Raw genomic sequence first — 25,381 nt, 5'->3', positions numbered from 1 at the left:
TTCCCTATTTCAACCCTTACACATCCAAATCCACGATCACCGGCACATGGTCGGACGGCTTCGGGTCCCAGCCGCGGGCATCCCGGAGGACTTGGTGGCCTTTCAGGCTGTCCTTCAGCGGCGGCGTCACCCAGACATGGTCCAGCCGCCGGCCGCGGTCCGACGCCGCCCAGTCCTTCGCGCGGTAGCTCCACCAAGTGTAAAGCTTCTCGTTGGGCGGAACGAAGTGGCGCACCGCGTCCACCCAGCCGATGGAGTTCTGCATGGCCGTCAGCTTCTCCACCTCAATGGGCGTGTGCGAGACGATCTTCAGCAGTTCCTTGTGGCTCCAGACGTCGTGCTCCAGCGGCGCGATATTCAGGTCGCCGACCATCACCATCCGCCGGTCGGGGCCGCGCTTCGTGGCCCACCACTCGGTCATTTCGTCCACGAACTGAAGCTTGTGGGCGAACTTGTCGTTCTGTTCCGGGTCCGGAATGTCCCCGCCCGCCGGGATGTAGACGCTGTGCAGCTCGATGCCGCCCGGCAGCTCGGCGATGGCGTGGCGGCAGTCCTGCTTCTTGCACCAGTGCTGCACGTCGCGCGAGACGAACGGCCGCTTCGCCAGGATGGCGACGCCGTTGTAGCTCTTCATCCCGTGCACGTGGGCGTGGGTGAAACCCTTCTCGGCCAGCGGCGCGAACGGGAAATCCGCGTCCACGACCTTGGTTTCCTGCAGGCAGATCACGTCGGGCTGCGCCTCGTCGATCAGGCGCAGCAGCAACTCCATCCGCATGCGGACGGAGTTGATGTTCCAGGTGGCGATGCGCATCCGCCCCGCCTCAGCCGATCGTGATGGTGATGGTGCCGACGCCCTCCACGGCGCCCTCCAGCTTGTCGCCGGACACCACGGCGCCAACGCCCTCCGGCGTGCCGGTGTAGATCAGGTCACCGGGCTGAAGCTCTACGAGGCCAGACAGGTAGCTGATCGTTTCGGCCACGGACCAGATCAGGTCGGACAGGTCGCCCCGCTGGCGCTCCGCACCGTTCACGGACAGCGTCACCGCACCTTTGTCGGGATGGCCGATGTCGGCGGCGCGGCGGATCGGGCCGCAGGGGGCGGACTGGTCGAAGCCCTTGCCCATGTCCCAGGGCTTGCCTTCTTTCTTGGCCGCGTTCTGCAGGTCGCGGCGCGTCATGTCCAGCCCGACGGCGTAGCCGTAGACGTGCTCGAGCGCCGACTCCACCGGGATGTCGCGGCCGCCCGTGCCGATGGCGGCGACCAGCTCGATCTCGTGGTGCAGGTTGGCGGTCTTGGGCGGGTAGGGGATGGTGCTGCCGTCCGGGACGATGGCGTCGGCCGGCTTCATGAAGAAAAAGGGCGGCTCGCGGTCCGGATCGGCGCCCATCTCGCGCGCGTGGGCGGCGTAGTTGCGGCCGACGCAGTAGATGCGGCGGACCGGGAAGGGATCGCCACCGACGACCGGAACGGTGGGCTGGGTCCACAGGGGAATGGCGTAGGCCATGGCGCGCCTCTTGTCAGGGTTGGGGCTTGGGCATTCCGACAGCGATGCGCCAACACCTATAGGAATCCGGGCCGGCCACCAAGCCCCGCCATAAAGCTTGGTTGACCCCGCGGACGATTCGCGCGGAAGCGGGTCTGATATGAGCGGAGCGCAGACGCGAAGACGCCCGGTCTGGGGGGGACCGGGCGTCGGAAGCTCCTTTTGGGATCCCGCCGATGGCAGGGGAAAACCAAGGACGGGCAACCGCGTCAGGCATAGCCCTGCGGGAGGGGGACGCGGTCACTTCTTAGAGGTAGAGGTGGCCCCGGTTTGGGGCGCCACCAATGCGTAGAGCGAATATGTGCTATGCAAATGAGGCGGATTGAGTTGTTCTTGCTGACAAAAGTAGCACCTGCCTTCATTTTATCCGACCAATAGACAATTCAATAAAGCATGGCCCCCCGTTGACAGACATCGACCGCTCCACCTCCGGGGACCGGCGCAGCCGCCAGCGCCCCGGCAAGTCCGGAAGGATGGCTCTCGGCCCGTTGCCGGAGCTGGTCGGCTACAACCTGCGCAAGGCGCAGGTGGCCGTCTTCCAAAGCTTCCAGAACGCCGTTGCGCCGCACGACATCACGCCGGGCCAGTTCGGCGTGCTGATCATGATCAAGGAGAACGAGGGTCTGTCGCAGTCCGACCTCGGCGCTGCGGTGGGCATCGACCGTTCCACCATGGTCGCGGTGATCGACCGGCTCGAGTCGCGCGGCCTCGTGATCCGCGCGCCGTCGCCGAACGACCGCCGGTCCTACGCCCTGCGCCTGTCGCCGGAAGGCGAGAAGCTGCTGGACGAGCTGATCCCGCGGATTGAGGCCCACGACAAGGCGATGGTGAAGGACCTCTCCGAGGAGGAGCAGGGCCAGCTCATCGACTTCCTGCGCCGCATCTCGCGCGCCGGCTGACCCGTCCGCGTCCAGTTTGCCCGTGCCGCGCTGCTTGTGCCGGCGTGCCCGCCCACGCGCGGGCGCGCCGGCCTTTTTGCGCTTGCCGACTCGGTCGCCCAGGCGATCACACGACGCGGCGGTGCGCCCGCTCGGCCGCGGCCGCGCCGAAGGTCCGCAGCAGCGCCGCCGATAGCGGGTTCTCCCAGAAGCGCCATTCCGGGTGCCACTGCACCGCCAGCGCGAAGGCCGGCGCCCCGGCCACCCGCACGGCCTCGACCAGCCCGTCCTGGGCGGTCGCCTCCACCAGCAGCCCGTCCGCCAGCCGGTCGATGCCCTGCCCGTGCAGGGAGTTGACGCGCACCTCCGCCGCCCCGCCGGCAAGACCAGCGAGCACGCCGCCGGGCGCCAGCCGCACGGTGTGCGCCGGCCCATACTGGACGGTCAACGGCGCCTGCTTGTCCTCGCGGTGGTCGTCGTAGCCAGGGATGCTGTGCACGGACTGGTGCAGCGTGCCGCCCAGCGCGACGTTCAGCTCCTGGAAGCCGCGGCAGATGCCCAGCAGCGGCACCCCCATCTCCAGCGCCGCGCGGATCAGCGGCAGGGTGGTGTCGTCGCGGTCCGGGTCGTGCATCGTGCCGGGCTCGCTCGGCGCGCCGCCGTAGCGGTGCGGCTCCACGTTGGACTTGCTGCCGGTCACCAGCAGGCCGTCGAGCCGCGCCGTCACCTCTTCCATGTCCAGCGCCGTGCCCAGCGCGGGGATCAGCAGCGGCATGCCGCCGGCCCCGTCGGACACGGCCCGCACATACTTGTCGCCGACGACGTGGAAGGGATGCTCGCCCATCATGCGGGCACAGGCGGGAACGCCGATCAGGGGTTTGCGGTTCATGTGCGGTCTGACTCCAGCACGGGAACGGGACGGTTCACCAAAGGATTATGCGCGGGAGAAGAGGGTTCCGCCAGAGACCGGGCCCGCGGCAAAAAAGGGAGCGGCAAAACAGAGGCAAATGGGAGATTTGCATTGAATCGGGGGGCGCTTTGCCTCATATGCCGCCCCTCTCCGCGGACCTTGCGGAACATCTGCTGATGGGGGAGGACGATGGCGAAGACCGCTTCTCTCTTCCAATTGGGGATGGACTTGGGAAACGCTCCAAGGAAAGCCCAAACGGAAGGCCAAACCGCCGACAAGACAAACGTCACGACGGGACCTTGGAAGGATGTCCAGGACGACCGCAAGGACCATTTCATCGCGCGCGATGGCAAGGTCTATGCCGGCACGCACCTGATCGTCGATCTCTGGGGGGCGGAGCGGCTGGACGAGCTGGACCATGTCCGCGCTGCACTGGTCGAGTCGGTGGAGGTTGCTGGGGCGACCCTTCTGCACATCCACCTGCACCATTTCACGCCGAACGGCGGCATCTCCGGCGTGGCGGTGCTGGCCGAGTCGCACATCAGCATTCACACCTGGCCGGAGCGCGGCTACGCGGCGCTCGACATCTTCATGTGCGGCGACGCCCAGCCCATGAAGGCCATCCCGGTGCTGGAGCGCGCCTTCCGCCCCGCGACGGTGAAGTGCGACGAGCTGCTGCGCGGCGAGACCGCGCCATGACCGACCCGTGGTACGACGAGACCCTCTATCCGGACGTCGCCCAACGGTTCCGCATGGGCCGCGTCCTGTACCGCGACAAGACCGCCCTCCAGGATCTGGTGATCTTCGAAAACCCGGTCCTGGGGCGCGTCATGGCGCTGGACGGGGTTGTCCAGACCACGGAGGGGGACGAGTTCGTCTATCACGAGATGCTGACCCATGTGCCGATCCTGGCGCATGGGCGCGTCCGCCGCGTGCTGATCGTCGGCGGCGGCGACGGCGGGATGCTGCGCCGCTGCCTGGAGCACCGGGACGTCGAGCGCGTCACGATGGTGGAGATCGACCGGTCGGTGGTCGACCTCTCCATCCAACACCTGCCGTCGATCAGCGCCGGGGCGTTCGACGACCCGCGCGCCGATCTGGTGATCGCCGACGGCTGCGCCTTCGTGAAGGACGCCGACCAGCGCTTCGACGTCATCATCGTCGATTCGACCGACCCGCATGGGCCGGGGGCGGTGCTGTTTACCGAAGCGTTCTACGCCGACTGCAGGGCGCGCCTGACGCCCGGCGGCGTGCTGGTCACGCAGAATGGCGTGCCGTTCCTCCAGCCCGACGAGCTGAAGACCAGCCACCGGCGACTCGGGCGCCTGTTCGCCGACGCCAGCTTCTTCGTGGCGCCGGTGCCCAGCTACTACGGCGGCTTCATGGCCTTCGGCTGGGCGACCGACGACCCGGCGCTGCGCCGCCAGACGGCCGACGCCATCCGCCCGCGCTTCGCCGCGGCGGGGCTGAAGACCCGCTACTACACCCCCGACATCCACGCCGCCAGCTTCGCCTTGCCGGCCTTCATGCAGGACGCCCTGCGCTGACCCAGTGATGCGGCCCGGTGTTTCGTACGTCGGGGCTATGCCGGGACGGCGGTGCCGTGGTCGCCGTGGTGCATGTGGTCCTGGTGGCAGCGGCGCAGACGGAAGGCGGTGACCAGCGCCAGCACGCCGAAGGCGATCATGTAGCCCGCCACGCTCCAGGCGATGGCCAGCAGGCCGAAGGCCGGCATGACCCACATGCCCAGCCCGAACAGCACCGACAAGGCGCCGGCGATGCCCCAGGCCCATTTGCCGTGGCTGCGGTGCATGCGCCAGGCGCTCATGATCTCGGCGAAGCCGGTGACGACCGACCAGGCGGCGACCAGCCAGACCAGGGCGAACAGGCTCGCCGCCGGCCATGCCACGGCGATCACGCCGGCGATCAGGCTGACCACGCCTTCCAGGATGAAGGGCAACCAGCGCTCGTTCGCGCGGGCGGCGCGGATGCCGCCGACGATGGCGAAGACGCCGTCCACCAGCAGATAAGCCGCCAGCAGAATTGCCAGCGTCGCCACCGTCACCCCAGGCATCAGGAAGCCGAGCAGTCCCAGCAGCACCGCGACGGCCCCGCGCAGGGCCAGCGCCCACCAGTTGCTCGCCAACCGATCGTTCATGTCCTGGATACGCTGGGCGTCGTAAACCCGTGCTTCGGCCATGGTTCGTCTCCTTCTTCCCAGTCGTCGAGTGACGCGTGAAAGGATTCCGGTGCACCGCACGCAGGCTACAACAGGCCGGCCCGGCGTCCTGGCGGGAAGAAGGGGGATAGGCTCCGCGAAATGCGCCGATGATGCGCCCTTTGCTCGCTGAACTCTCTGGACGAAAGGATTTATCTTAACCGGTGGGGTGGCACAGGGAGGATCCGACAATGCCACACTACATGGTCCAATGGCGGTTTACGCCCAACAACTTCAAAAGTCTGGTGCAGAACCCGGACTCACGGGTCGACACGGTGCGGAGCGGCATGGAGCCCTTCGGCGGCACGCTCCACCACTATTATTTCGCCTTCGGGGAGTATGACGGAGTCCTGATCGCGGAATTCCCCGACCAGGAATCCTGTGTGGCCTTCCTGTCGATGGTCGCGGCGAAGGGCGGCGCGACGGCGTTCCGAACGACTCCGCTGATCGAACCCGAGGAAGGCAAGCGCGCCTTCGAGCGGGCCGGCCGGACCTCGTCGAACTACCGGCCCGCGGTCACGTGAATTGAGCCGGGAAGGGATCAGTTCCCGCGCCCGAACTCCGACCCCTTCTTGGGCTCGACGAAGTAGAACAGGTTGCGGTCGAACTGGACGTCGCTGTGGGGGTTGAGCAAGGCCACCTCCGTCGTCAGCCCCTGGGCGTCCAGGACCCGCCACTTGCGAAGCTGGAAGGGCCGGTCCTCGAAGACCAGCGTCAGTGTGCCCTTGCCGGGGTCCTTGCTCTCAGTCAGGCTGACCTCCACCACGCCCGGTGCCTGATAGATGCCGGTGACCGTGACGTCGCCGCTGAGGTGGATGTCCTTGCGCAGGATGAAGTCGGCGAGCGTGGAGCCGATGGGCGCGCTCGACTGCTGCCGCATCTCGCCGTCCCAGTAGAAGATGAAGCTGCCGTCGGCGACGACGAAGTCCTTCACCGGCGGGTCGTATTCCAGCCGCATGCGGCCCGGCCGCGACAGGTAGAAGGTGCCGGTCGTCTGCTGGCCGTTGGGGCTGATCTGCACGAACTTGGACTGCAGCGTGCGGACGCCGTTCAGGTACTCCTCGACGCGCGCGACAATGGACTGCTCCTGCGGCGACAGCGCGGCGGCGCGCGGCGCGGCGGCCTGCGCCGGGATGGCCGTGACGCCCCCGACGAGGGCGACGGACAGGACGGAAGCGGCGAGGATGCGGCGGCCCAGGGTGCGGCGGCTGAGGGTGCGAAGGATGGTCATGGTCCAGCTTCTACGGAACGTTCCGGGCGGAAATGGGGCGGACGGGGAGCGGATCCAAGCTCGCCGAAATTTCCCTCTCCCAGCCTCGCTAGGGGAGGGGCTTGGAACCGCTACTCCTCGATGTTCCGCGCGAGCACGTCGCGCTTGCCGGCGTGGTTGGGCTTGCTGACGACGCCCTCCACCTCCATGCGCTCGATCAGGCGGGCGGCGGAGTTGTAGCCGATGCGCAGCTGGCGCTGGATGAAGCTGGTCGACGCCTTGCGCTCGCGGCAGACCACCGCCACCGCCTTGTCGTACAGGTCGTCGCCCGACCCGCCGCCGGCCCCCGACCCGCCGTCGTCAAGGGCGGACAGATCCTCGTCGTCCTCCTCGGTGATGGCGTCGACGTAGGCGGGCTCGCCCTGGGTCTTCAGGTACTTCACGACATGCTCCACCTCCTGGTCGGAGACGAAGGGGCCGTGCACGCGGGTCACGCGGCCGCCGCCGGCCATGTAGAGCATGTCGCCCTGGCCGAGAAGCTGCTCCGCGCCCTGCTCGCCCAGGATGGTGCGGCTGTCGATCTTGGAGGTGACCTGGAAGCTGATGCGGGTCGGGAAGTTGGCCTTGATGGTGCCGGTGATGACGTCCACCGACGGGCGCTGCGTCGCCATGATCAGGTGGATGCCGGCCGCGCGCGCCATCTGGGCCAAGCGCTGGATCGCCGCCTCGATGTCCTTGCCGGCCACCAGCATCAGGTCGGCCATCTCGTCCACGATGACCACGATGTAGGGCAGCTCCTTCAGGTCGAGCGGCTGCTCCTCGAAGATCGGCTTGCCGGTGTCGGGGTCGAAGCCGGTCTGCACGCGCCGGGTCAGCGACTCGCCGTCCGCACGGGCCTCGCGCAGGCGGGCGTTGTAGCCCTCGATGTTGCGCACGCCCAGCTTGGACATGTTGCGGTAGCGGTCCTCCATCTCCCGCACCGTCCACTTCAGCGCGACGACCGCCTTCTTTGGGTCGGTCACCACCGGCGACAGCAGGTGCGGGATGCCCTCATAGACCGACAGCTCCAGCATCTTGGGGTCGATCATGATGAAGCGGCAGCGGTCGGGGGCCAAGCGGTAGAGCAGCGACAGGATCATCGTGTTGATCGCCACCGACTTGCCCGAGCCCGTCGTGCCGGCGACCAGCAGGTGGGGGAAGCGGGCGAGGTCGGCGACGATCGGCTGGCCGCCGATGTCCTTGCCCAGCGCCAGCGCCAGCTTGCCGGCGTTCTTGTCGAAGGCGTCGGCGGCCAGAAGCTCGCGCAGCAGCACGGTCTCGCGCTTGGCGTTGGGCAGCTCGATGCCGATGACGTTGCGGCCGGGCACCACGGCGACGCGCACCGACACGGCGCTCATCGACCGCGCGATGTCGTCGGCCAGCCCGATGACGCGGGACGACTTGGTGCCGGGCGCCGGTTCCAGCTCGTACAGCGTGACGACCGGGCCGGGGTGGACCTTCTGCACCTCGCCGCGCACGCCGAAGTCGGACAGCACGCCTTCCAGCTTCACCGCGTTCTCGCGCAGGGCGGCCTCGTCCACCTTCTCGCCGCGGCTGCCGGTGGGGACGACCTGGAGCAGGTCGAGCGGCGGCAGTTCGTAGCCGTCGTCCTCCTCCAGGTGCAGCGCGGCCTGGCGCGGCACTTCGCGCTGCTTCGGCTCCGCCGTCTTCGCCTTGGCGGTGCCGGGCGTCACCACGGAGACGGAGCGCGACTTGTCGTCGAAGCGCGGCTCGATCGCCGGCTCGGTGCGCCCGGCGGCACGGCCGCGCGAGGGAGCGCGCAGGGAGGCGCCCTCATCCTCGTCCTCCTCGAAGGCCGGCGCGCGTCGGTTGCCGCGCTCCGCGTCCTTGCCGTCGGCGAGGTTCGGCTCGCGCCGGGCGGCGTCGCCGATGCGCCGCGCCGCGCCCTTCACGGCCCCTGAAACAGCTGCATCGCCGCGCGTCCGCATCAGCGAGGCGCCGGCGCGGGCGCCGCGGGACAGGCCGCCGAACAGGCGGCCGACCGTCCCGCCGAGCTGGCGCAGGCTGGCCGCCCACTCGCTGATCGACAGGCCCATGGCGATGAACAGGATCAGCCCGCCGAAGGCGCCGGCGGTGGTGGCGACCACCGGCTGGCCGCCGCCGAACAGCATGTTGCTGACCCCGTCCAGCAGCACCTTGCCGAAGCTGCCGCCGGGGCGGATGTGCAGCGGGTCCATGTCGTCCGGCACCGCCCAGCCGGCCAGCAGCATGGCCATCAGCAGCACGCCCCAGACCAGCAGCACGCAGCGGAACAGCGGGTGGCGGATGTTCTTCTGGAGGCTGAGGCGCCAGCCCCAGGCCATCGGCGCCAACGCCAGCAGATAGGCGGCCCAGCCTAGCGACTGGATCATCAGGTCGGCCAGATAGGCGCCGAACAGGCCGAACAGGTTCTGCACCTTGGCCCCGGCGGCGGGCACCGAGTTCCAGGACGGGTCGTGCTCGCTGTAGCTGCCCAGGATGACCATCAGGACCAGTCCGACCATCCCGAACGCGAAGCCCGCCAGCTCGCGCGCCCGCGCCACCACGAAGGCGCGCGTGGCGGGCGAGAAGAAGGGCGGCTTCTCCGACCGTCCGGAGGTCTTGCCGCTTCCGCTGCGGGAGCTTGCGGGTCGTGCCATGGGCGAGGGGTCCTGATGTGCTGAACAAGGCCCCTTCTCCCCCGGAAAATGGGAGAAGGGTTGAGACAAGAAGGCGGTCGGAAACCGAAGGGAATTCACCACCAAGACACCAAGACACCAAGGCACCAAGAATCATCGTGCCCGGCACGGCGTGGACTCTTGGTGTCTTGGTGCCTTGGTGGTGTAAATCCTTCTACCCCAGAATCCGCGCGATGGCGGCGCAGGCGTTGGCGACGGTCTCGGTGTCGTTCACCAGCGCCACGCGGATGAAGCGGTCGCCGGGGTTCGGCTCGCCCGGATTGCTGCGCGACAGGTAGGCGCCGGGCAGCACGCGGATGGCGCCCTCCGCCCACAGGCGGCGCGTCGCTTCCTCGCCGTCGCCGACGTCCAGCCACAGGAAGAAGCCGCCGGCCGGCCGGTAATAGCCGAAGCGCCCCTTCAGCGCGGCCTCCGCCGCGTCGAACTTGGCGCGGTAGAGCGCGCGGTTCTCCTCCACATGCGCCTTGTCCCGCCACAGGGCGGCGCTGGCCGCCAGGACGGGCAGCGGCATGCCGGCGTTGGAGTAGCTGCGCACGCGGGAGAAGCGCGACACCAACTCCGGGTCGCCGGCCACGAAGCCGGAGCGCAGGCCGGCGGCGCTCGACCGCTTGGACAGGGAATGGAAGACCAGCAGGTTCGCCCAAGGCTTCCCGCCATGGTCCAGCCCGGACGCGACCTGCAACGCGCCGACCGGCGGCGTGTCCAGGTAGATCTCGGCGTAGCACTCGTCGACCGCCAGGATGAAGCCGTACTCGCGCGCCAGCCCGATGGCTTTTTTCAGGTAGGCGGCGTCGGCGGCGGCCCCCTGCGGATTGGCCGGGGTGCACAGGTAGAACAGCGCGGTGCGCTCCAGCAACTCCGGCGTCAGGGCGTCGAGGTCGGGCAGGAAGCCGCTCTCCCGCGTTGCCGACAGGAACACCGGCTCCGCCCCGGCCAGCAGGGCGGCGCCCTCGTACGGGGCGTAGAAGGGGTTGGGCATCAGCACGGCCGGCTGCCGGCCCGCCTTGGAGGTCGGCACGGCCAGCAGGGCCAGCAGGAACAGCGCCTCCCGCGTGCCGGAGACGGGCAGGACGGAGCTGTCGGCGTGGAACAGCCCAGCGGGCAGGGCGTAGCGGCGCGTCAGCCAGTCGCCGACCGCGGCCCGGAACTCCGGCGTGCCGCCGACCGGCGGGTACTTGCCCCACAGGTGCGCGTTGGCGCGCAGCGTCTCGTCAATGATGGCCGGCGGCTGGTGCTGCGGCTCGCCCACCGACATCAGGATCGGCTCGACGTTGGCGCGCGGCGTCACGCCGGACAGCAGGGTCGCCAGCCGGGTGAAGGGATAGTCGGACAGCCGGTCGAGCCGGTCGTTGACGAGTGCGAAGGTGCCGAGGTCCGGAATGGACATGCCGCCGAGAATCCTTCCCATCAGTTTGGCCCAATTTGCGGGCATCACGCCCGGCCGAACGGGCAACTGCACCCATACGGCGTGACCCGTACGAATCGGAAACGATCCTACCGGCGGTGGACTCCCCGCACAAGGGAACAAAACCGGACAATGAGAAGCAATGGGAAAAGCAAAGGCCGCGCAAACCGGCGGGTTCGCGGCGGTGGATCAAGCATTGGCCGTGATTGGCGGTGCCCGAACGAAGTTGCCGTCCGCCCTGTCCAAGAAGACCAGCCGGCCCAAGAAGAAGTGGCAGCCCCTTCGCCCCCAGCGGGCATAGGTGCGGGCATGGCCGCGCGTTCGGGGTCCGCCGGACGGACGGACCCGGAACGAAGGGCGAAGCTCCTTACAGCGCTTCGGCGTTGGTCTCGCCGGTGCGGATGCGGACGGCCTGGGCGATCTCCATGACGAAGATCTTGCCGTCACCGATGCGGCCGGTGTTGGCGGCCTTCTGGATCGCCTCGACCACCTGCTCGTACTGGTCGTCGGAGACGGCGACCTCGACCTTCACCTTGGGAAGGAAGCTCACGGAGTACTCGGCGCCGCGGTAGATCTCGGTCTGACCCTTCTGGCGGCCGAAGCCCTTAACCTCGCTCACCGTCAGGCCCTGGATCCCGAGCGACGTCAGCGCCTCGCGCACTTCGTCGAGCTTGAACGGCTTGATGATGGCCATAACCAGTTTCATGTCGCTTCCCCTTAAAGCGTGTGTGCCGGCCTTGACGGTCGCTCGTTTGGTTGGTTGTTCCGCCCGGCGGGAGGAACAGCCCGAACATGCATCGAGCGTGTTCGCCCCGACCGCAAAAATCAACGGTTTCAAAAACCGTGCCGGTTGCAGAAGCCGCGCTTTGCGGACAAATCCGCGTCCAACGGCGCGGCCTTGGGCAGATCGTGATGAAAATATAGGCATTCAGAGGGCCGCGACGACCCGCCACTGGACATCCGCCCGCGGGGGGACGATTGTTCCGGTCCGCGTACACTTACGGAAGGCAGCGTCATCATGACCGATTCGGGCAGCACCGCAGCGCAGGAGATCACGACCGAGGTTGTGGTGCTGGGCGGGGGGCTCGCCGGGCTCAGCATGGCGGCGGCACTCGCCACCGCGGGTGTGCCGGTGGTCTGCATCGACCGCGACAGCCCCGACCATCACGCGGCCGACGGCTTCGACATCCGCACCACGGCGATCGCCTACGCCTCCATGAAGGTGCTGGAAGGGGCGGGCGTGTGGCAGCACATGGAACAGCACGCCGGCCCGATCCTGGACATCCGTGTCGCCGACCAGTTCTCGCCGCTGTTCGTGCATTACGACCACACTGACGTGATGGTGGACGGCAAGAACCAGCCCTTCGGCTGGATCCTCGACAACAAGGACATGCGCCGCGCCCTGTTCGCCCGCGCGGCGGAACTGCCGGGATTGGTGCACCTCGCTCCCGCGCAGGCCGTGAAGGTCGAGCGGTCGCGCAGCGGTGCCGCGATCACGCTGGCCGATGGGCGGGTGGTGAAGGCGCGGCTGGTGGTCGGCGCCGACGGCCGCCGCTCGCTGGCGCGGGAGAGCGCCGGCATCCGGGTGCGGCGCTGGGCCTACGACCAGACCGCCATCATCTGCACCATCCGGCATTCGGAGCCGCACAACGGCGTGGCGGTGGAGCATTTCATGCCGAACGGCCCCTTCGCCGTGCTGCCGATGACGGAGAACCGCTCCTCCATCGTGTGGAGCGAGAAGTCGTCCCTGGCCGACATGTACGTGAAGCTGCCCGAGAACCAGTTCATCGACGAACTGACCCGCCGCTCCGGCGGCTATCTCGGCGACATCGAGATCCTGACCCGGCGGGAGGCCTGGCCTCTGTCGGTCCTGCTGGCCGAGAGCTTCATCGCGGAGCGTCTGGCGCTGGTCGGCGAATCGGCCCACGCCATCCACCCCATCGCCGGCCAAGGGCTGAACCTGGGCCTGCGCGACGTGGCGGCGCTGGCGGAGGTGATCGTGGACGCCCACCGCCTCGGCCTCGACGTCGGCTCGCCGGAGGTGCTGGCCCGCTTCCAGCGCTGGCGCCGCTTCGACACGGTGCTGCTGGCCGCGGTGTGCGACGGGCTGGTGCACCTGTTCTCCAACAACATCCCGCCGATCCGGCTGGCCCGCGACATCGGCATGGCCGTGGTCAACCGCCTGCCGCCGCTGAAGCGCTTCTTCATGCGCCACGCCATGGGCGTGGTCGGCGAACTGCCGCGCATGATCAAAGGCGTGCCGCTGTAAGGTTCGGGATTCTTGGGGGACAACACAGTCTTCACGGATTTCACGGATTTGGGCGCGGATTTCACGGATCTTTTTGATCGTGCGTAGCCTTGTGCTTCTCGATCAGCAATGACTGGGCAAGTCGGAAAAAATCTGTGTTATCCGTGTCTAAATCCGTGAAATCCGTGTGAAACATTGCCCACCGAATGGGCAGGAACCTCACCGCACGATCAGGAAACACACTTGGAAGGTCGTTCCCTGGTCGGTCGGCGGCCGGTCGACGTTGGCGCCGATCTGGCGGGCCAGGGCGTCGACCAATTGCAGGCCGGAGCCGCCCGGCCGCATCGGTCCCATGCCGGCGCCGTTGTCGGCGACGGTCAGGCAGGCCTGGCCGGTCGCCGGGTCGGCGGTGAACTCGACCCGCACGGTGCCCTTGCTGCCGTTGGGGAAAGCGTATTTCAGGGCGTTCGTCACCAACTCGTTCGTGATCAGGCCCAGCGACACGGCGCGTTCGTGCGACAGTTCGGCCTTGTCGAACTGCGTCTCGATGGCAACGCCGTCCCCCCGGTGCCCCAGGTTGCCGCACAGCGCCCCCAGGTAGGCCGCGACGTCGAGCGTCCCGCGGTCGGGGCGCATGGTCAGCTGGTCGTGCGCCATGCTGATGGCGGCGACCCGGTCCAGGGCGTGCTTGAACCCGCGGATGGCGTCGGCATCCTGCTGCTTGTTCTTCTGCAGCAGCAGGATGGACATGATCATCTGGAAGTCGTTCTTGTCCCGGTGCGCCAACTCGCGCATCAGCATCTTCTGCTGCTCCAGGTCCGCCGACGCCTTCGCCATAGTCTCGGTGAGCTGCCGTTCGCGCAGCTTGTCCCGCAGGGCAAGGCCGAGCATGTTCGCCATCGTGCCGAGGAAGGTGACGTCGTCCTCGCTGAAGTGGCGCGGAGTCGCGCTGTCCACCTCCAGCACACCCCAGACGACACCGTCCAGCGAGACGGGGACGTTCAGCAGCGACACGATGCCGTGCTCCTGCAAGACGTGCAGGTAGCGGAATTCCGTGCTGGAGGGCATGTCGTCGATGCGCACGGGCTGGCGGGACTGGAGCGAGCGCCCGGCCGGCGACGCGATGTCGGCCCCCAGGGCCAGCCGGCCGACCACCCCCGGCTTCCAGCCGATGCCGGCCTCGACCAGCAGGTCGCCCTTGGTCAGGCGGTAGCGCATCACCTTGCTGTGCCCGATCCCGATCCCGCGCGCCGCCTGGACGCACGCCACCTGGAGCAGGGCGTTGAGTTCCCGTGTCTCGCCCGCCATACGGCTGAAATCGTTCAGGATGCCCTGATAACGCCGGATCCGCGCGATGTCCGATTCCTTGGGCGCGGAATCCCGGTCCTGGGCTGTGTCGTCCGGTGTGGTCATGGTGCTGTACAACCCGGACCGGTGCCCCCGGTTCCGCGGTGGGCTACCCCCTGGCGAGCGGATACTCGCGCAACGCCTCGTACACCGCGGCCCCCTTGCCCAAGTGGCTGCGGTACAGCGTGAAGTGGCCCATCCGGATCGGGCCGGCGCGGAACAGGCCGCGTTCCTCAATGAAGCGGCCGATGCGGTCCTTGGGCGCGTCCTTCAGCCGGGCCAGCGTGATGTGGGGGGAGAATCGGCGCTCCTCCACCGGCAGGCCGCAGCGGACCAGCGCCGATTCAACCTTGGACTGGAGGTGCGACAAGGCGTCGCTGCGCTCCACCCCGGCCCAGAGGACGCGGGCGTTGCGGCCGCTGCCGAACACGCCCACCCCGTCCAGGGTCACGTCGAAGGCCGGGGCCGAGATCTGCGACAGGGAGTTGTCGATCTCGGCCGCCTGGTCCTCCGGCACCTCGCCGATGAAGCGCAGGGTCAGGTGAAGGTTCTCCGCCTCGGTCCAGCGCGCGCCGGGGACGCCGCCGCCAAGGCCTGTGAGCCGTTGGCGGACATCCTCCGGAAAATCGAGCGCGACGAAGAGGCGGATCATGGGATCAGCGTGCCTTTACGGGCAGGGGTCGGGGTAACGCTCGTTCACGGCGTTCAGGTCCTTCAGCACCTCCTCCGACAGCGTGACGTCGATGGCGGCGATGTTGGACTTCAGGTCATCCAGCGTGGTCGCGCCGACCAGCGAGGAGGCCACGAAGGGCTGGTGCAGCGTGAAGGCGATGGCCATCTGCGTCGGCGACAGGCCATGGCGCCGCGCGACCTCCAGGTATTCGCGGGTCGCCGCGTCGGCGTTGACGGTGGCGTAGCGCGACTTGCGGTGGTCGATGGCGCGCCGCGTGCCCGGCGGTACGGCGCCGTCCAGGTACTTGCCGGTCAGCGTCGCCGCACCCAGCGGGGAATAGGCGAGCAGCCCGACATCCTCGCGCATCGACACCTCGGCCAAGCCCTGCTCGAAGGTCCGGTTCAGCAGGTTGTAGGCGTTCTGGATGGAGGCGACGCGTGGCAGACCCTTCTGCTCGGACAGCTTCAGGAATTGCATCACGCCCCAGGGCGACTCGTTGGACAGGCCGACGTGGCGCACCTTGCCGGACTTCACCAGCTCGTCCAGCGCCGACAGCGTCTCCTCGATCGGCGTGCCGTCCTTCTCCGGCCGGTGGACGTAGTTGCGGGTGCCGAAGCGGTTGGTGGCGCGGTCGGGCCAGTGCAGCTGGTACAGGTCGATGTAGTCGGTCTTCAGCCGGCGCAGGCTCGCTTCGGCGGCGGCGAAGATGTTGGCGCGGTCCAGCTTGGACTGGCCGCCGCGGATCCAGGCGAAGCCGCCGTCGGCGCCTCCGATGATCTTGGTCGCCAGAATGACCTTGTCGCGCTTGCCGCGCGCCTGGAACCAGTTGCCGATCACCGCCTCCGTACGTCCGTACGTGTCGGCGGTCGGGGGGATGGCGTACATCTCCGCCGTGTCCCAGAAATTCACGCCCTGGTCGAGCGCGTAGTCCATCTGTTCGTGGCCTTCGGCCTCGGTGTTCTGGCGGCCCCAGGTCATGGTGCCCAGGCCGATGGCGCTGACCGACAGGCCGGTGCGGCCGAGCGGACGGTATTGCATCAGTGTGAAGTCCTCAAGGAATTAGGGCTTAAAGGAACAGGGTCAGCACGCCCGTGTATCCGTACAGGCGGTTGTGGGAAATCTCGCCGCTGGCGAAGAAGCCGGCCAAGGGGATGTCGCCGAAGGTCTCGCGGATCATCGCCAACTCCTGGCTGCCGTCGCCGAACAGGCTTGGGCCGCGGGCGATGCAGCTGACGTAGATGGCTCCCTTGGGCGTGGTCTTCACGCGTTTTTTCAGATTGGCAAGCATGCGCCGCATGTCGGCCTCGGCGCTCTGCTGGTCGCGGCGGGTGAACAGGATGGGCTGTCCGCTCTGCACCCGGTGGGCGACGGAAATCCAGCCCGCGCGCGGGTCGATGGCGATCAGGTCGCGGACCAAATAGTCGGCGGTGTCCGACCCGCGGATGGGCAGGCCGGCGAAGATATAGCCGGACACCCGGCGCAGGTCGCGGGCCAGGATCTCCCCGATGTCCTCCTTGAAGACGTCCAGGGCCGGGCGGCCGTCGATCTCCAGGATCACGTTGTCCTCGGCCGCGGTGATGGTGCGGATCGGGCCGATGGGCGTGCAGCCCTGGCTGAGCCCGGTGGCAACCGCCAGCGTCGGCGCGAACAGCACGCCGGACACGCCGCCGTCCCCGACCGGCCCGCTGGTCATGGTGGCGGTGTTGCCGGGGATGGTGAACTGGGGGAACTCCGACCGCGACGCGCTGAGCCCGCCGACCAGGAAGCCGGAGGTCGAGTCGGCGAGCGTGGTGACCAGGCCGGCGAGATCCTGGTGGCGCGGGTCGGCGTGGACCAACGCCAGCGACGCGCCGTGCTTGTCCAGCCAGCCGCCGGCCATGCGGCGCAGCGGCTCCAGGTCGCCGCTGACCACCGGGAACAGGCGGAAGCTGTCCGGCGGCAGGCGGGCAGCCATCACGGATATCGCCGGCTGGTCGAAGAACTCCTCGTCGTTGGCACAGACGCCGATGCCCACCGTTCCGGCCCAGTCGCGGATGCCGGTCACGCCGCGCAGCAGTGTGACGATGCTGGTCGCGTGCTCCGCGAGCGCGTCGGTTATGTAGAGGAAACCGAGGTTGCAGCCCTCCACCGGCCCCAACTCGTCCAGGCACGCCTTGACCAGCTGCCCCCAGTCAGCGCCCGTGGGGTCGCTGCCGGTGGCCGAGGCGGCCTTGAAGAAGACATCAGGCAAGGTGGTGTTGGGTGGTGTGGTGTCGGGCGGGTTTGGGCCGGCCAGGGTCGCCATGTCAGCCTCCGGGTTTCGATGCGGTGTCCAGGAGACGGGCGACGTAGGGCGTGATGCGCTCCACGATCGCCTTCACCCCGGCCGGGTTGGGATGGATGCCGTCGCCCTGGTTCAGCGCGGCGTCGGCCGCCACGCCGTCCAGGAAGAAGGGATAGAGCTGTACGTCGTACGCGTGGGCGAGGTCCGGGTAGATGGCGTTGAACTTCTCGCCGTACGCGCGTCCCAGGCTGGGCGACGCGACCATCCCGGCGAGCAGCACGGGCAGCTTTGCCGCCGTCAGCCGCTTCAGGATGCCGTCCAGGTTGTTGCGCGCCGCCGCGGGGTCGAGCCCGCGCAGCATGTCGTTGGCGCCCAGTTCCACCAGCACGGCGTCCGGCTTGTCGGCCAGCGCCCAGTCGAGTCGCGACAGCCCGCCCGCCGTGGTGTCGCCCGACACGCCGGCGTTGATGATCGTGACGTCGTAACCCTTGGCGCGCAGCGCGCCTTGCAGCTGGGGGACGAAGCCCAGCGGTTCCGGCAGGCCATACCCCGCGGTCAGGCTATCGCCCAACGCCAGCAGCTTCAGCGGGCCGTTCGCGGCCTGGGCCGAACCCGTCATGCCCAGCCCCGCTGCGACGATGAGCGCCGCCAGCGCCGCGTTGAAACTGCGACGGCCCATGCCATATGGCGAAAGGCTGTCCCGCCCGCTTCCCCGCTTGATTGTGAGACGCATGCCAATGTCCCGACCCGATTCCGTGGCCACTCCCATCGTCGCACTCGACGATGTGCACTTGAGATTGGACAGCGCGGCCGGACCCGTCAACATCCTGAGGGGACTGAATCTCCGCGTCGAGGCCGGGGAGCGGGTCGGCGTCGTCGGGCCGTCGGGCTCCGGCAAGTCGACAATGATGATGGTGATGGCCGGGCTGGAACGGCCCACGGGCGGGTCCGTCCGGGTCGCCGGCCAGGACCTCGGCGCCCTGGACGAGGACGGGCTTGCGCGCTTTCGCCGCGACCATGTCGGCATCGTCTTCCAGGCCTTCCACCTCGTCCCGACCATGACGGCGCTGGAAAACGTGGCGATCCCGCTGGAGTTCGCAGGGGCCGCCGACGCCTTCGACCGCGCGCGGGACGGGCTGGTGGCGGTCGGGCTCGGCCACCGCCTCACCCACTACCCCGGCCAGCTGTCGGGCGGCGAGCAGCAGCGCGTGGCGCTGGCCCGCGCCTTCGTCGCCGAGCCGTCGCTCCTCCTGGCCGACGAGCCTACCGGCAACCTGGACATCGACACCGGCTCCACCATCGTGGAGCTTTTGTTCGATCTGGCGGAGCGGCGCGGCACGACGCTGGTCCTGATCACCCACGACCCCGCTCTGGCCCAGCGCTGCGACCGCACGGTGCGCCTGATGGACGGCCGCATCGCCGACGATGGCGTTGAAGGCGGCGTTGATGGCGGCCACGCCGCCCGCGCCGAGCGGGTGAGGGTTGCGGGGGATTGAGGGTGGTTTGGGGTGGGGTGAGTGCGGGAGTTGGGCCCCCACCCTAACCCTCCCCCATCTTCGACGGGGGAGGGAACTGCCGCCGCTTCGACGCTAAGCCCCTCCCCCCGCGAAGTGGGGGGAGGTTGGGAGGGGGGCCCTGCTCCCGCACTTCAGCACAAAGCAAACATGACCAACCTTTCCCTCGCCATCCGCCTTGCCCGCCGCGAGCTGCGCGGGGGGCTGAAGGGCTTTTGGATCTTCCTGGCCTGCCTGACGCTGGGCGTTGCGGCCATCGCTGCGGTGCAGTCGGTGTCCGGCGGCATCCTGGACGGCTTGCGGTCCGACGGGCGCGCGATCCTCGGTGGGGACGTGTCGGTGCGGCAGATCTACGCGCCGCCCACGGCCGAGCAGCGCGCCTTCCTGGACCAGTCCGGCCGGGTCTCCCGCTCCGTGGAGATGCGCGCGATGGCGCGCTCCGCTGACGACCAGCGCTCCACCCTGATCGAGTTGAAGGCGGTGGACGGGCTCTACCCGCTCTATGGGGAGGCGACGGTGCGGCCGCCGGGCGACCTCCAGGACGCGCTCGCCAACAAGGACGGGCAGTGGGGCGCGGTGGTTGAGGAAAGCGTGCTCGACCGGCTGGGCGCCAAGGTTGGCGACCAGGTGCGACTCGGCGACGGGACCGTCACCATCCGCGGCGTCCTGGCGCGGGAGCCGGACCGCGCCGCCTCCGGCGCTTTCACGCTGGGGCCGCGGCTGATGGTTGCCCTGCCGGCGCTGGAGGGCACCGGCCTGCTCCAGCCCGGCAGCATCGTCTATTGGACCGACAAGGTTGCCTTGAAAGCGGGCACCGACGCCACGGCGTGGCAGGCGGCGCTGAAGGCGCGCTTCCCCGACGCGGGCTGGCGGGTGCGCGACTACACCAACGCCTCGCCCCAGGTGGAGCGCTTCATCGAGCGCATGACCCTGTTCCTGACGCTGGTTGGACTGACCGCGCTTCTGGTCGGCGGCGTCGGGGTGGGCAACGCGGTGCGCAGCCATCTCGATTCGCGGGCGCGCACGGTCGCCACGCTGAAATGCCTGGGCGCGCCGGGGCCGCTGGTCTTCCAGGTCTATCTGCTGCAAATCCTGGCGCTGGCCGCGCTGGGCATCTTGTTCGGGCTGGTGCTGGGGGCGGTGGCGCCGATCGGGCTCGGCAAGCTGCTGGAGGATCTGCTGCCCGTCTCGGCGCGCATCGGCGTCTATCCCGGCGCGCTGGCGCTGGCGGCGCTGTACGGCGTGCTGACCGCGCTGGCCTTCTCGCTCTGGCCGCTGGGCCGCGCGCGGGAGGTGCCGGCGGCGGCTCAGTTCCGCGACGTGGTGGCCCCGGCCGGCGGCCGTCCGCGCGCGGTCTACATCCTCGCCACCGCGCTGACCGTCGCGGCGCTGGCCGCGCTCGCCATTCTGACGGCGGACAACCGCGGCTTCGCAGCGTGGTTCGTCGGCGGCTCCATCGCCACCTTCATGGCCTTCCGCGCGGCGGCCTGGCTGGTGACCAAGGGGGCCGCGGCGGCCGGGCGCCCGAAGCGTCCGGGCATCCGGCTGGCCCTGTCCAACCTGCACCGGCCGGGCAACCCGACGGGGACAGTGGTGCTGTCGCTCGGCCTCGGCCTTACCGTTCTGGTCGCCATCGCGCTGATCGAGGGCAACTTCTCCCGCCGGGTCAACGAGACGATCCCGAAGGACGCGCCCAGCTTCTTCTTCGTGGACATCCAGCCCGACCAGTTCGACCCGCTGAAACAGCTGGTCACCGGCGTGCCCGGCACCCGTGACTTCGAGGCGGTGCCGAGTTTGCGCGGCCGGATCGAGACGGTGAACGGCAAGCCGGCGGAGCAGGCGCTGTCCAACCCCGACCAGGCCTGGGTGCTGTCCGGCGACCGCGGCCTGACCTACTCCGCCAAGCTGCCGGAGCATTCGGAGATCGTCGCCGGTTCCTGGTGGGCGCCGGACTATCAGGGTCCGCCCCTGATCTCCATCCACCAGAGCGTGGCGAACGCCTTCGGCATCGGGCCAGGCGCCAAGATGGGCGTCAACATCCTGGGCCGCACCATCGAGGCGACCGTCGCCAACGTGCGGGCCGCCGACTTCTCCACGCTGGCCATCAACTTCACGCTGGTCTTCGCGCCGGGCACTCTGGAAAAGGCGCCGCAGACCTGGATCGCCACCGTCCGCAGCACCCCCGCGGCAGAGGCGGAGGTGCAGCGCGCGGTGCTCCAGCGCTTTCCCAACGTCACGCTGGTGCGGGTGAAGGACGCGCTGGACACGGTGAACGGCATGCTGACCAACATCGGCACCGCGGTGCGCCTGACCGCCGGCATCACGCTGGCCGCCGGCACGCTGGTGCTGGCCGGGGCCGTGGCCGCCGGGCACCGCCGCCGCGTCTACGACGCCGTGGTGCTGAAGGTGCTGGGCGCCACGCGGGGCGACGTGCTGAAGGCATTCCTGCTGGAATACGGGCTGCTGGGCATCCTGACCGCCGTCATCGCCGGGATCATCGGTACAGTGACCGCCTGGGCGGTGCTGACCCGGCTGATGCATTGGGAGTGGACCTTCATCCCGTCGGCGGTGGTCACCACGGCGCTGCTCAGCACCGCGATCACGCTGGCCTTCGGCTTCTTCGGGACGTGGCGCGCGCTGGGACAACCGGCCGCACCCCTTCTGCGCAACGAATAGGGACCAATTCGCAGAATTCCGGCTGGCCGAAAAAGTAGGGTGACAGTCGCGTGAAAGCTTTGTCACGCAACGGCCCCGCTTCCGATTCCTGTTGAACGGACGGGGTCTTTCGCCAATATGTTCAGCCAAAGGGAATAACATTGGTTCGAGGACGACCCATGGCTGATCCGACCTTTAACCGGTACGCAAACGCGGACCGCGCGTTCGACCGGGGTTACTTCGACGAGGGCCTGCGCCAGCACATGCTGCGCGTGTTCAACTACATGGGCGCCGGCTTGGTGCTGACGGGCTTGGTCGCCTTCATGGTGTCCACCAGCCCGGCGCTGATGCAGACGATCTTCATGACCCCGCTGAAGTGGGTGGTCATGCTGGCGCCGCTGGCCTTCGTGATGGTGCTGTCCTTCGGCATCAACCGGCTGTCCTTCGCGTCGGCACAGGCGGTCTTCTGGGCCTACTGCGCGGCGATGGGCCTGTCGATGTCGGCGATCTTCCTGGTCTTCACCGGGTCCAGCATCGCGCTGACCTTCTTCGTGACGTCCGCGACCTTCCTGGCGATGAGCCTCTACGGCTACACCACGAAGACCGACCTGACGAAGATGGGCTCCTTCCTGATGATGGGCGTGTTCGGCATCATCATCGCGGGCTTGGCGAACCTGTTCTTCCAGTCGTCGGCCCTGCAGTTCGCCATCTCGGTGCTGGGCGTGGTGATCTTCACCGGCCTGACCGCCTACGACACCCAGGCGATCAAGGAGCAGTACGCCGAAGGCTACGACCGCGAGAGCCAGGGCAAGCTGGCCCTGATGGGCGCCCTGACGCTGTACCTGGACTTTATCAACCTGTTCCAGTTCCTGCTGCAGTTCCTGGGTCAGCGCGACGAGTAACCACACCGTCGCTTGAAACAACGAACCGCCCGGAGGCTTTCGCTTCCGGGCGGTTTTGTTTTGGGCGTCGGTGGCATTGGATAAGAACCAAGTCTTCACGGATTTCACGGATTTTGGCACGGATGACGCGGATCCGCCGATTTCGAAATCCAGACAATCGAAATCCGGAAAATCCGCGTTCAAATCCGCGAAATCCGTGAAGAATCAGTGCTTCCCCCGGCACTCATCCCCAGGCTCGGATCACTCCGCCGGTTCCAGCACCCGGTCCGACGCGACGATGCGGTCCTTGCCGTTCTGCTTGGCCATGTACATGCGGTGGTCGGCCAATTCGACCAGATCCCCCCAGTCCGTGGGGCGGCGGTCGGCGGTGTATTCGGCGATGCCGACGCTGGCCGTCTGGGTGGAGCCGTCCGGGCGGGCGCCGAAGCCCTTGATGCGCAGCCGCTCCACCGCGATCAGGGCGCCGTCCCGTGGGGTGTTCGGCATGATGACCAGGAACTCCTCCCCGCCCCAGCGCACCAGAACGTCGGACTGGCGCAGCATGCCGCGGATCGACTCGGCGGCGCGGCCCAGCACCTTGTCGCCCTGGTCGTGGCCGTGCCGGTCGTTGATGGCCTTGAAGTTGTCCAGGTCGACGAAGACCAACGACAGCGGCAGGTCCGCCCGCTGGGCGTGGGCGAACTGCACGCGCAGAAGCTCCTCCCCGATGCGGCGGGAGAAGGCGCCGGTCAACCCGTCGTGCGAGGCCTGGTCGACCAGGGCCATCATGAAATGCAGCTGGCTCATCGCCGCCAGCGCCGCCACCGCCATGATCAGCAGCAGCAGCCACAGCGCCCCGAGGTATGAGGGGAAGGGGAATACCAGCGACCCGTAGACGCCCGCCACCATATGGGCCGACAACAGAGGCAGGGCGAACAGGATGCCCTCCACCGCCGTCAGCGGAAAGACGCTGAGCCCCGCCACCATGACGAAGGGCAGGAAGGCGTAGCCGGCCGCCACCGCGGCGGCGCTGCCGGCGATCACCCCGTCGTTCAGCATGGGGTGTGAGGCGAGGAAGAAGACCGTGGGCACCGCCAGCAGCAGCGCCAGCCCCCGCCACGCGCTGCTGATCTCGTCGCTGACACGGTAGCGCAGGGCCAGCGCGCCGAAGGCCGCGCTCGCCACGAAGCGCAGGCCGGCCAGCCAGCCCCACAGGGGCCAGGGGAAGATCACCACGTCGATCGCCACCCACAGCGGCGTCAGCACGGCGAAGGCCGCCGCCACCATGCGCACGCGCGAATGGATCAGGATGGCGCGGCGGCGCTGGATGATCGGCGTGTGACGAGCCGGATGCATCAAGTCGCGCAACTGCTCGAGGGAGAATTCGCCACTCACGGCCTGGACCGCCCGCCTTACACCTTGCCTCAGGGGATCAAGGGCCTTTTGTTGCACGCGGGGGTGCTCCCGGGCAACGCCAATTCCTTTGAGGACCCACGGTGCGTCCGTATGTGGCAGGCGGGCATGAAAAAGGCCCGGCGGAGATCGCCGGGCCTTTTCGGAAACCGCAGGGCGTGGCAGAGGCGCGCCCTCAGTCCTTCAGGTCCTCCCACAGCTCCTTGACCTTGGCGAAGAAGCCTTCGGACTGCGGGTGGGAGCCTTCCTTGCCGGCCTTGTCGAACTCGCGCAGCAATTCCTGCTGCTTCTTGGTTAGGTTGACCGGGGTTTCGACGACGGCCTGGATGTACATGTCGCCGCGTTGCTGGCTGCGCAGCACCGACATGCCCTTGCCCTTGATGCGGAACTGGTGGCCGGACTGGGTGCCGGGCGGGACCGTCACCTTGGTGCGGCTGCCCTCGATGGTCGGCACCTCCACCGTGCCGCCCAGCGCCGCCGTGGCCATGGGAATCGGCACGCGGCAGTGGATGTTGGCGGTGTCGCGCTGGAAGATCGGGTGCGGGGCAATCGCCAGGAAGATGTACAGGTCGCCCGGCGGCGCGCCGCGCAGGCCCGCCTCGCCCTCGCCGGCCAGACGGATGCGCGTGCCGTCCTCGACACCCGCGGGGATGTTGACCTGGAGGGTCTTTTCCTTGCGCAGGCGGCCCTGGCCGCCGCAGGTCTTGCAGGCGTCCTTGATCACGCGGCCCTGGCCATGGCAGCCGGGGCAGGTGCGTTCGATGGTGAAGAAGCCCTGCTGCGCGCGCACCTTGCCGTGGCCCTGGCAGGTCGGGCAGGTGACGGGCTGGGTGCCCGCCGCGGCGCCGGAGCCGTTGCAGCCGTCGCAGGCGACCGTGGTGGGAACCCGGACCGTGGCCTGGGTGCCCTTGAAGGCCTCCTCCAGGCTGATCTCCAGGTTGTAGCGCAGGTCCTGGCCGCGGCCGGAGGCCGCGCCGCCGCCGCGCCGGCCGCCCATGAACTCCCCGAACATCTCGTCGAAGATGTCGGCGAAGCCGCCGCCACCGCCGCCGAAGTCGAAGCCGCCGAAGCCTCCGCCGCCGCCGAAGCCGCCGCCGCCACCGCGCCCGTTCTCGAAGGCGGCGTGGCCGAAGCGGTCGTAGGCCGCACGCTTCTGCTCGTCCTTCAGAATCTCGTAGGCTTCGCTGACTTCCTTGAACTTGTGCTCGGCGTCCTTGTCACCCTGGTTGCGGTCCGGGTGATACTGCATCGCCATCTTGCGGTACGCTTTTTTGATCTCGTCCGCGCTGGCGCCCTTTGCCACCCCGAGCAGCTCGTAATAGTCCTGTTTCGCCATGGGCCCCGACCGCCTTCACATGCACCAAGAAAACCAACAACCAACCCAGCATATCTCCGGCCCGCCACCGCTGAAAGGATGACGGGCCGGACGATACTGCCTGGGGCCGGGTTTCCCCGGCTGTGACACCTGTGTCCACCGATGGCTGCCCTTCAATGGACACAAGGCA

General features: G+C 68.4%; 23 protein-coding genes. 8 read left to right on the top strand and 15 right to left on the bottom strand.

Features of this window, described 5'->3' with window-relative positions; translation table 11 throughout:
• Nucleotides 1-16: 16 nt before the first annotated feature.
• Together xth and M2351_RS00275 are read right to left on the bottom strand one after the other, a co-directional pair.
• On the bottom strand, nt 17-811 hold the full coding sequence (gene xth / locus M2351_RS00280; RefSeq protein ID WP_264654183.1) for an exodeoxyribonuclease III: 795 nt from the start codon (nt 809-811) through the stop codon (nt 17-19).
• A 10-nt stretch (nt 812-821) separates the two neighbouring features.
• The gene (locus tag M2351_RS00275) at nt 822-1,505 is read right to left on the bottom strand and encodes a fumarylacetoacetate hydrolase family protein (protein WP_264654182.1); all 684 of its coding nucleotides are present in this window, start codon (nt 1,503-1,505) and stop codon (nt 822-824) included.
• 443 nt (nt 1,506-1,948) lie between these two features.
• On the opposite strand from M2351_RS00275, the gene M2351_RS00270 reads away from it, so the two are divergent.
• Nucleotides 1,949-2,443 (top strand): MarR family winged helix-turn-helix transcriptional regulator, encoded by a 495-nt coding sequence (locus tag M2351_RS00270; protein ID WP_264654181.1) that lies wholly within the window; start codon nt 1,949-1,951, stop codon nt 2,441-2,443.
• Between the two features lie 106 nt (nt 2,444-2,549).
• Here the strand turns inward: M2351_RS00270 and M2351_RS00265 are convergent, their stop codons facing one another.
• A complete protein-coding gene (locus M2351_RS00265) occupies nt 2,550-3,311 on the bottom strand; it encodes a gamma-glutamyl-gamma-aminobutyrate hydrolase family protein (protein WP_264654180.1) in 762 nt (253 codons plus the stop codon).
• A 210-nt stretch (nt 3,312-3,521) separates the two neighbouring features.
• Between M2351_RS00265 and speD the strand changes: the two genes are divergently transcribed.
• Together speD and speE are read left to right on the top strand one after the other, a co-directional pair.
• Entirely contained in the window at nt 3,522-4,031 is a 510-nt protein-coding gene (gene speD, locus M2351_RS00260; RefSeq protein WP_264654179.1) for an adenosylmethionine decarboxylase, read from the top strand.
• The gene (gene speE / locus M2351_RS00255) at nt 4,028-4,879 is read left to right on the top strand and encodes a polyamine aminopropyltransferase (RefSeq protein WP_264654178.1); all 852 of its coding nucleotides are present in this window, start codon (nt 4,028-4,030) and stop codon (nt 4,877-4,879) included. The genes speD and speE overlap by 4 nt, the downstream gene beginning before the upstream one ends.
• A 35-nt stretch (nt 4,880-4,914) precedes the next feature.
• On the opposite strand, the gene M2351_RS00250 is transcribed toward speE, so the two are convergent.
• A complete protein-coding gene (locus M2351_RS00250) occupies nt 4,915-5,532 on the bottom strand; it encodes an HdeD family acid-resistance protein (protein ID WP_264654177.1) in 618 nt (205 codons plus the stop codon).
• Nucleotides 5,533-5,741: 209 nt separating this feature from the next.
• On the opposite strand from M2351_RS00250, the gene M2351_RS00245 reads away from it, so the two are divergent.
• Nucleotides 5,742-6,074, top strand: a complete 333-nt coding sequence (locus tag M2351_RS00245; RefSeq protein ID WP_264654176.1) for a GYD domain-containing protein — start codon at nt 5,742-5,744, stop codon at nt 6,072-6,074.
• A gap of 17 nt (nt 6,075-6,091) precedes the next feature.
• On the opposite strand, the gene M2351_RS00240 is transcribed toward M2351_RS00245, so the two are convergent.
• From M2351_RS00240 to glnK, 4 genes are all read right to left on the bottom strand, one after another.
• Nucleotides 6,092-6,781, bottom strand: a complete 690-nt coding sequence (locus M2351_RS00240) for a LolA family protein (RefSeq protein ID WP_264654175.1) — start codon at nt 6,779-6,781, stop codon at nt 6,092-6,094.
• Nucleotides 6,782-6,891: 110 nt separating this feature from the next.
• Complete coding sequence (locus M2351_RS00235) at nt 6,892-9,438, bottom strand: DNA translocase FtsK (RefSeq protein ID WP_264654174.1); 2,547 nt, start codon at nt 9,436-9,438, stop codon at nt 6,892-6,894.
• Nucleotides 9,439-9,631: 193 nt separating this feature from the next.
• Nucleotides 9,632-10,864 (bottom strand): aminotransferase class I/II-fold pyridoxal phosphate-dependent enzyme, encoded by a 1,233-nt coding sequence (locus M2351_RS00230; protein WP_264654173.1) that lies wholly within the window; start codon nt 10,862-10,864, stop codon nt 9,632-9,634.
• 385 nt (nt 10,865-11,249) lie between these two features.
• Entirely contained in the window at nt 11,250-11,588 is a 339-nt protein-coding gene (glnK, locus tag M2351_RS00225) for a P-II family nitrogen regulator (protein WP_209767847.1), read from the bottom strand.
• A gap of 312 nt (nt 11,589-11,900) precedes the next feature.
• Between glnK and M2351_RS00220 the strand changes: the two genes are divergently transcribed.
• Nucleotides 11,901-13,151, top strand: coding sequence for a UbiH/UbiF/VisC/COQ6 family ubiquinone biosynthesis hydroxylase (locus M2351_RS00220; protein WP_264654172.1), 1,251 nt, complete (start codon nt 11,901-11,903; stop codon nt 13,149-13,151).
• Nucleotides 13,152-13,349: 198 nt separating this feature from the next.
• On the opposite strand, the gene M2351_RS00215 is transcribed toward M2351_RS00220, so the two are convergent.
• From M2351_RS00215 to M2351_RS00195, 5 genes are read right to left on the bottom strand one after another with little or no spacing between them, the layout of a single operon-like run.
• On the bottom strand, nt 13,350-14,543 hold the full coding sequence (locus M2351_RS00215) for a sensor histidine kinase (RefSeq protein WP_264654171.1): 1,194 nt from the start codon (nt 14,541-14,543) through the stop codon (nt 13,350-13,352).
• A gap of 43 nt (nt 14,544-14,586) precedes the next feature.
• Nucleotides 14,587-15,129 (bottom strand): RNA 2',3'-cyclic phosphodiesterase, encoded by a 543-nt coding sequence (gene thpR / locus M2351_RS00210; protein ID WP_264654170.1) that lies wholly within the window; start codon nt 15,127-15,129, stop codon nt 14,587-14,589.
• A 15-nt stretch (nt 15,130-15,144) separates the two neighbouring features.
• Nucleotides 15,145-16,188, bottom strand: coding sequence for an NADP(H)-dependent aldo-keto reductase (locus tag M2351_RS00205; RefSeq protein WP_264654169.1), 1,044 nt, complete (start codon nt 16,186-16,188; stop codon nt 15,145-15,147).
• A gap of 28 nt (nt 16,189-16,216) precedes the next feature.
• On the bottom strand, nt 16,217-17,434 hold the full coding sequence (locus M2351_RS00200) for an FIST signal transduction protein (protein ID WP_264654168.1): 1,218 nt from the start codon (nt 17,432-17,434) through the stop codon (nt 16,217-16,219).
• Nucleotide 17,435: 1 nt separating this feature from the next.
• Nucleotides 17,436-18,146 carry an arylesterase gene (locus tag M2351_RS00195; RefSeq protein WP_319801858.1) on the bottom strand — a complete coding sequence of 237 codons (711 nt, stop codon included), beginning with the start codon at nt 18,144-18,146 and terminating at the stop codon, nt 17,436-17,438.
• Between the two features lie 4 nt (nt 18,147-18,150).
• Here M2351_RS00195 and M2351_RS00190 point away from each other — a divergent pair, with 4 nt between their 5' ends.
• The 3 genes from M2351_RS00190 (at nt 18,151) to M2351_RS00180 (ending at nt 22,484) form a co-directional block, all read left to right on the top strand.
• A complete protein-coding gene (locus tag M2351_RS00190) occupies nt 18,151-18,909 on the top strand; it encodes an ABC transporter ATP-binding protein (RefSeq protein ID WP_264654167.1) in 759 nt (252 codons plus the stop codon).
• Nucleotides 18,910-19,077: 168 nt separating this feature from the next.
• Nucleotides 19,078-21,603: an ABC transporter permease gene (locus tag M2351_RS00185; protein ID WP_264654166.1), complete on the top strand. Its 2,526-nt coding sequence runs from the start codon at nt 19,078-19,080 to the stop codon at nt 21,601-21,603.
• A gap of 158 nt (nt 21,604-21,761) precedes the next feature.
• Nucleotides 21,762-22,484, top strand: coding sequence for a Bax inhibitor-1/YccA family protein (locus M2351_RS00180; RefSeq protein WP_264654165.1), 723 nt, complete (start codon nt 21,762-21,764; stop codon nt 22,482-22,484).
• 240 nt (nt 22,485-22,724) lie between these two features.
• On the opposite strand, the gene M2351_RS00175 is transcribed toward M2351_RS00180, so the two are convergent.
• The gene (locus tag M2351_RS00175; protein WP_264654164.1) at nt 22,725-23,858 is read right to left on the bottom strand and encodes a GGDEF domain-containing protein; all 1,134 of its coding nucleotides are present in this window, start codon (nt 23,856-23,858) and stop codon (nt 22,725-22,727) included.
• Between the two features lie 193 nt (nt 23,859-24,051).
• Nucleotides 24,052-25,212, bottom strand: coding sequence for a molecular chaperone DnaJ (gene dnaJ, locus M2351_RS00170; protein WP_264654163.1), 1,161 nt, complete (start codon nt 25,210-25,212; stop codon nt 24,052-24,054).
• Nucleotides 25,213-25,381: the final 169 nt, after the last annotated feature.

Source organism: Azospirillum canadense (assembly GCF_025961225.1).
Classification (GTDB): domain Bacteria; phylum Pseudomonadota; class Alphaproteobacteria; order Azospirillales; family Azospirillaceae; genus Azospirillum; species Azospirillum canadense.
This window is presented reverse-complemented; position numbering and strand designations above follow the sequence as displayed.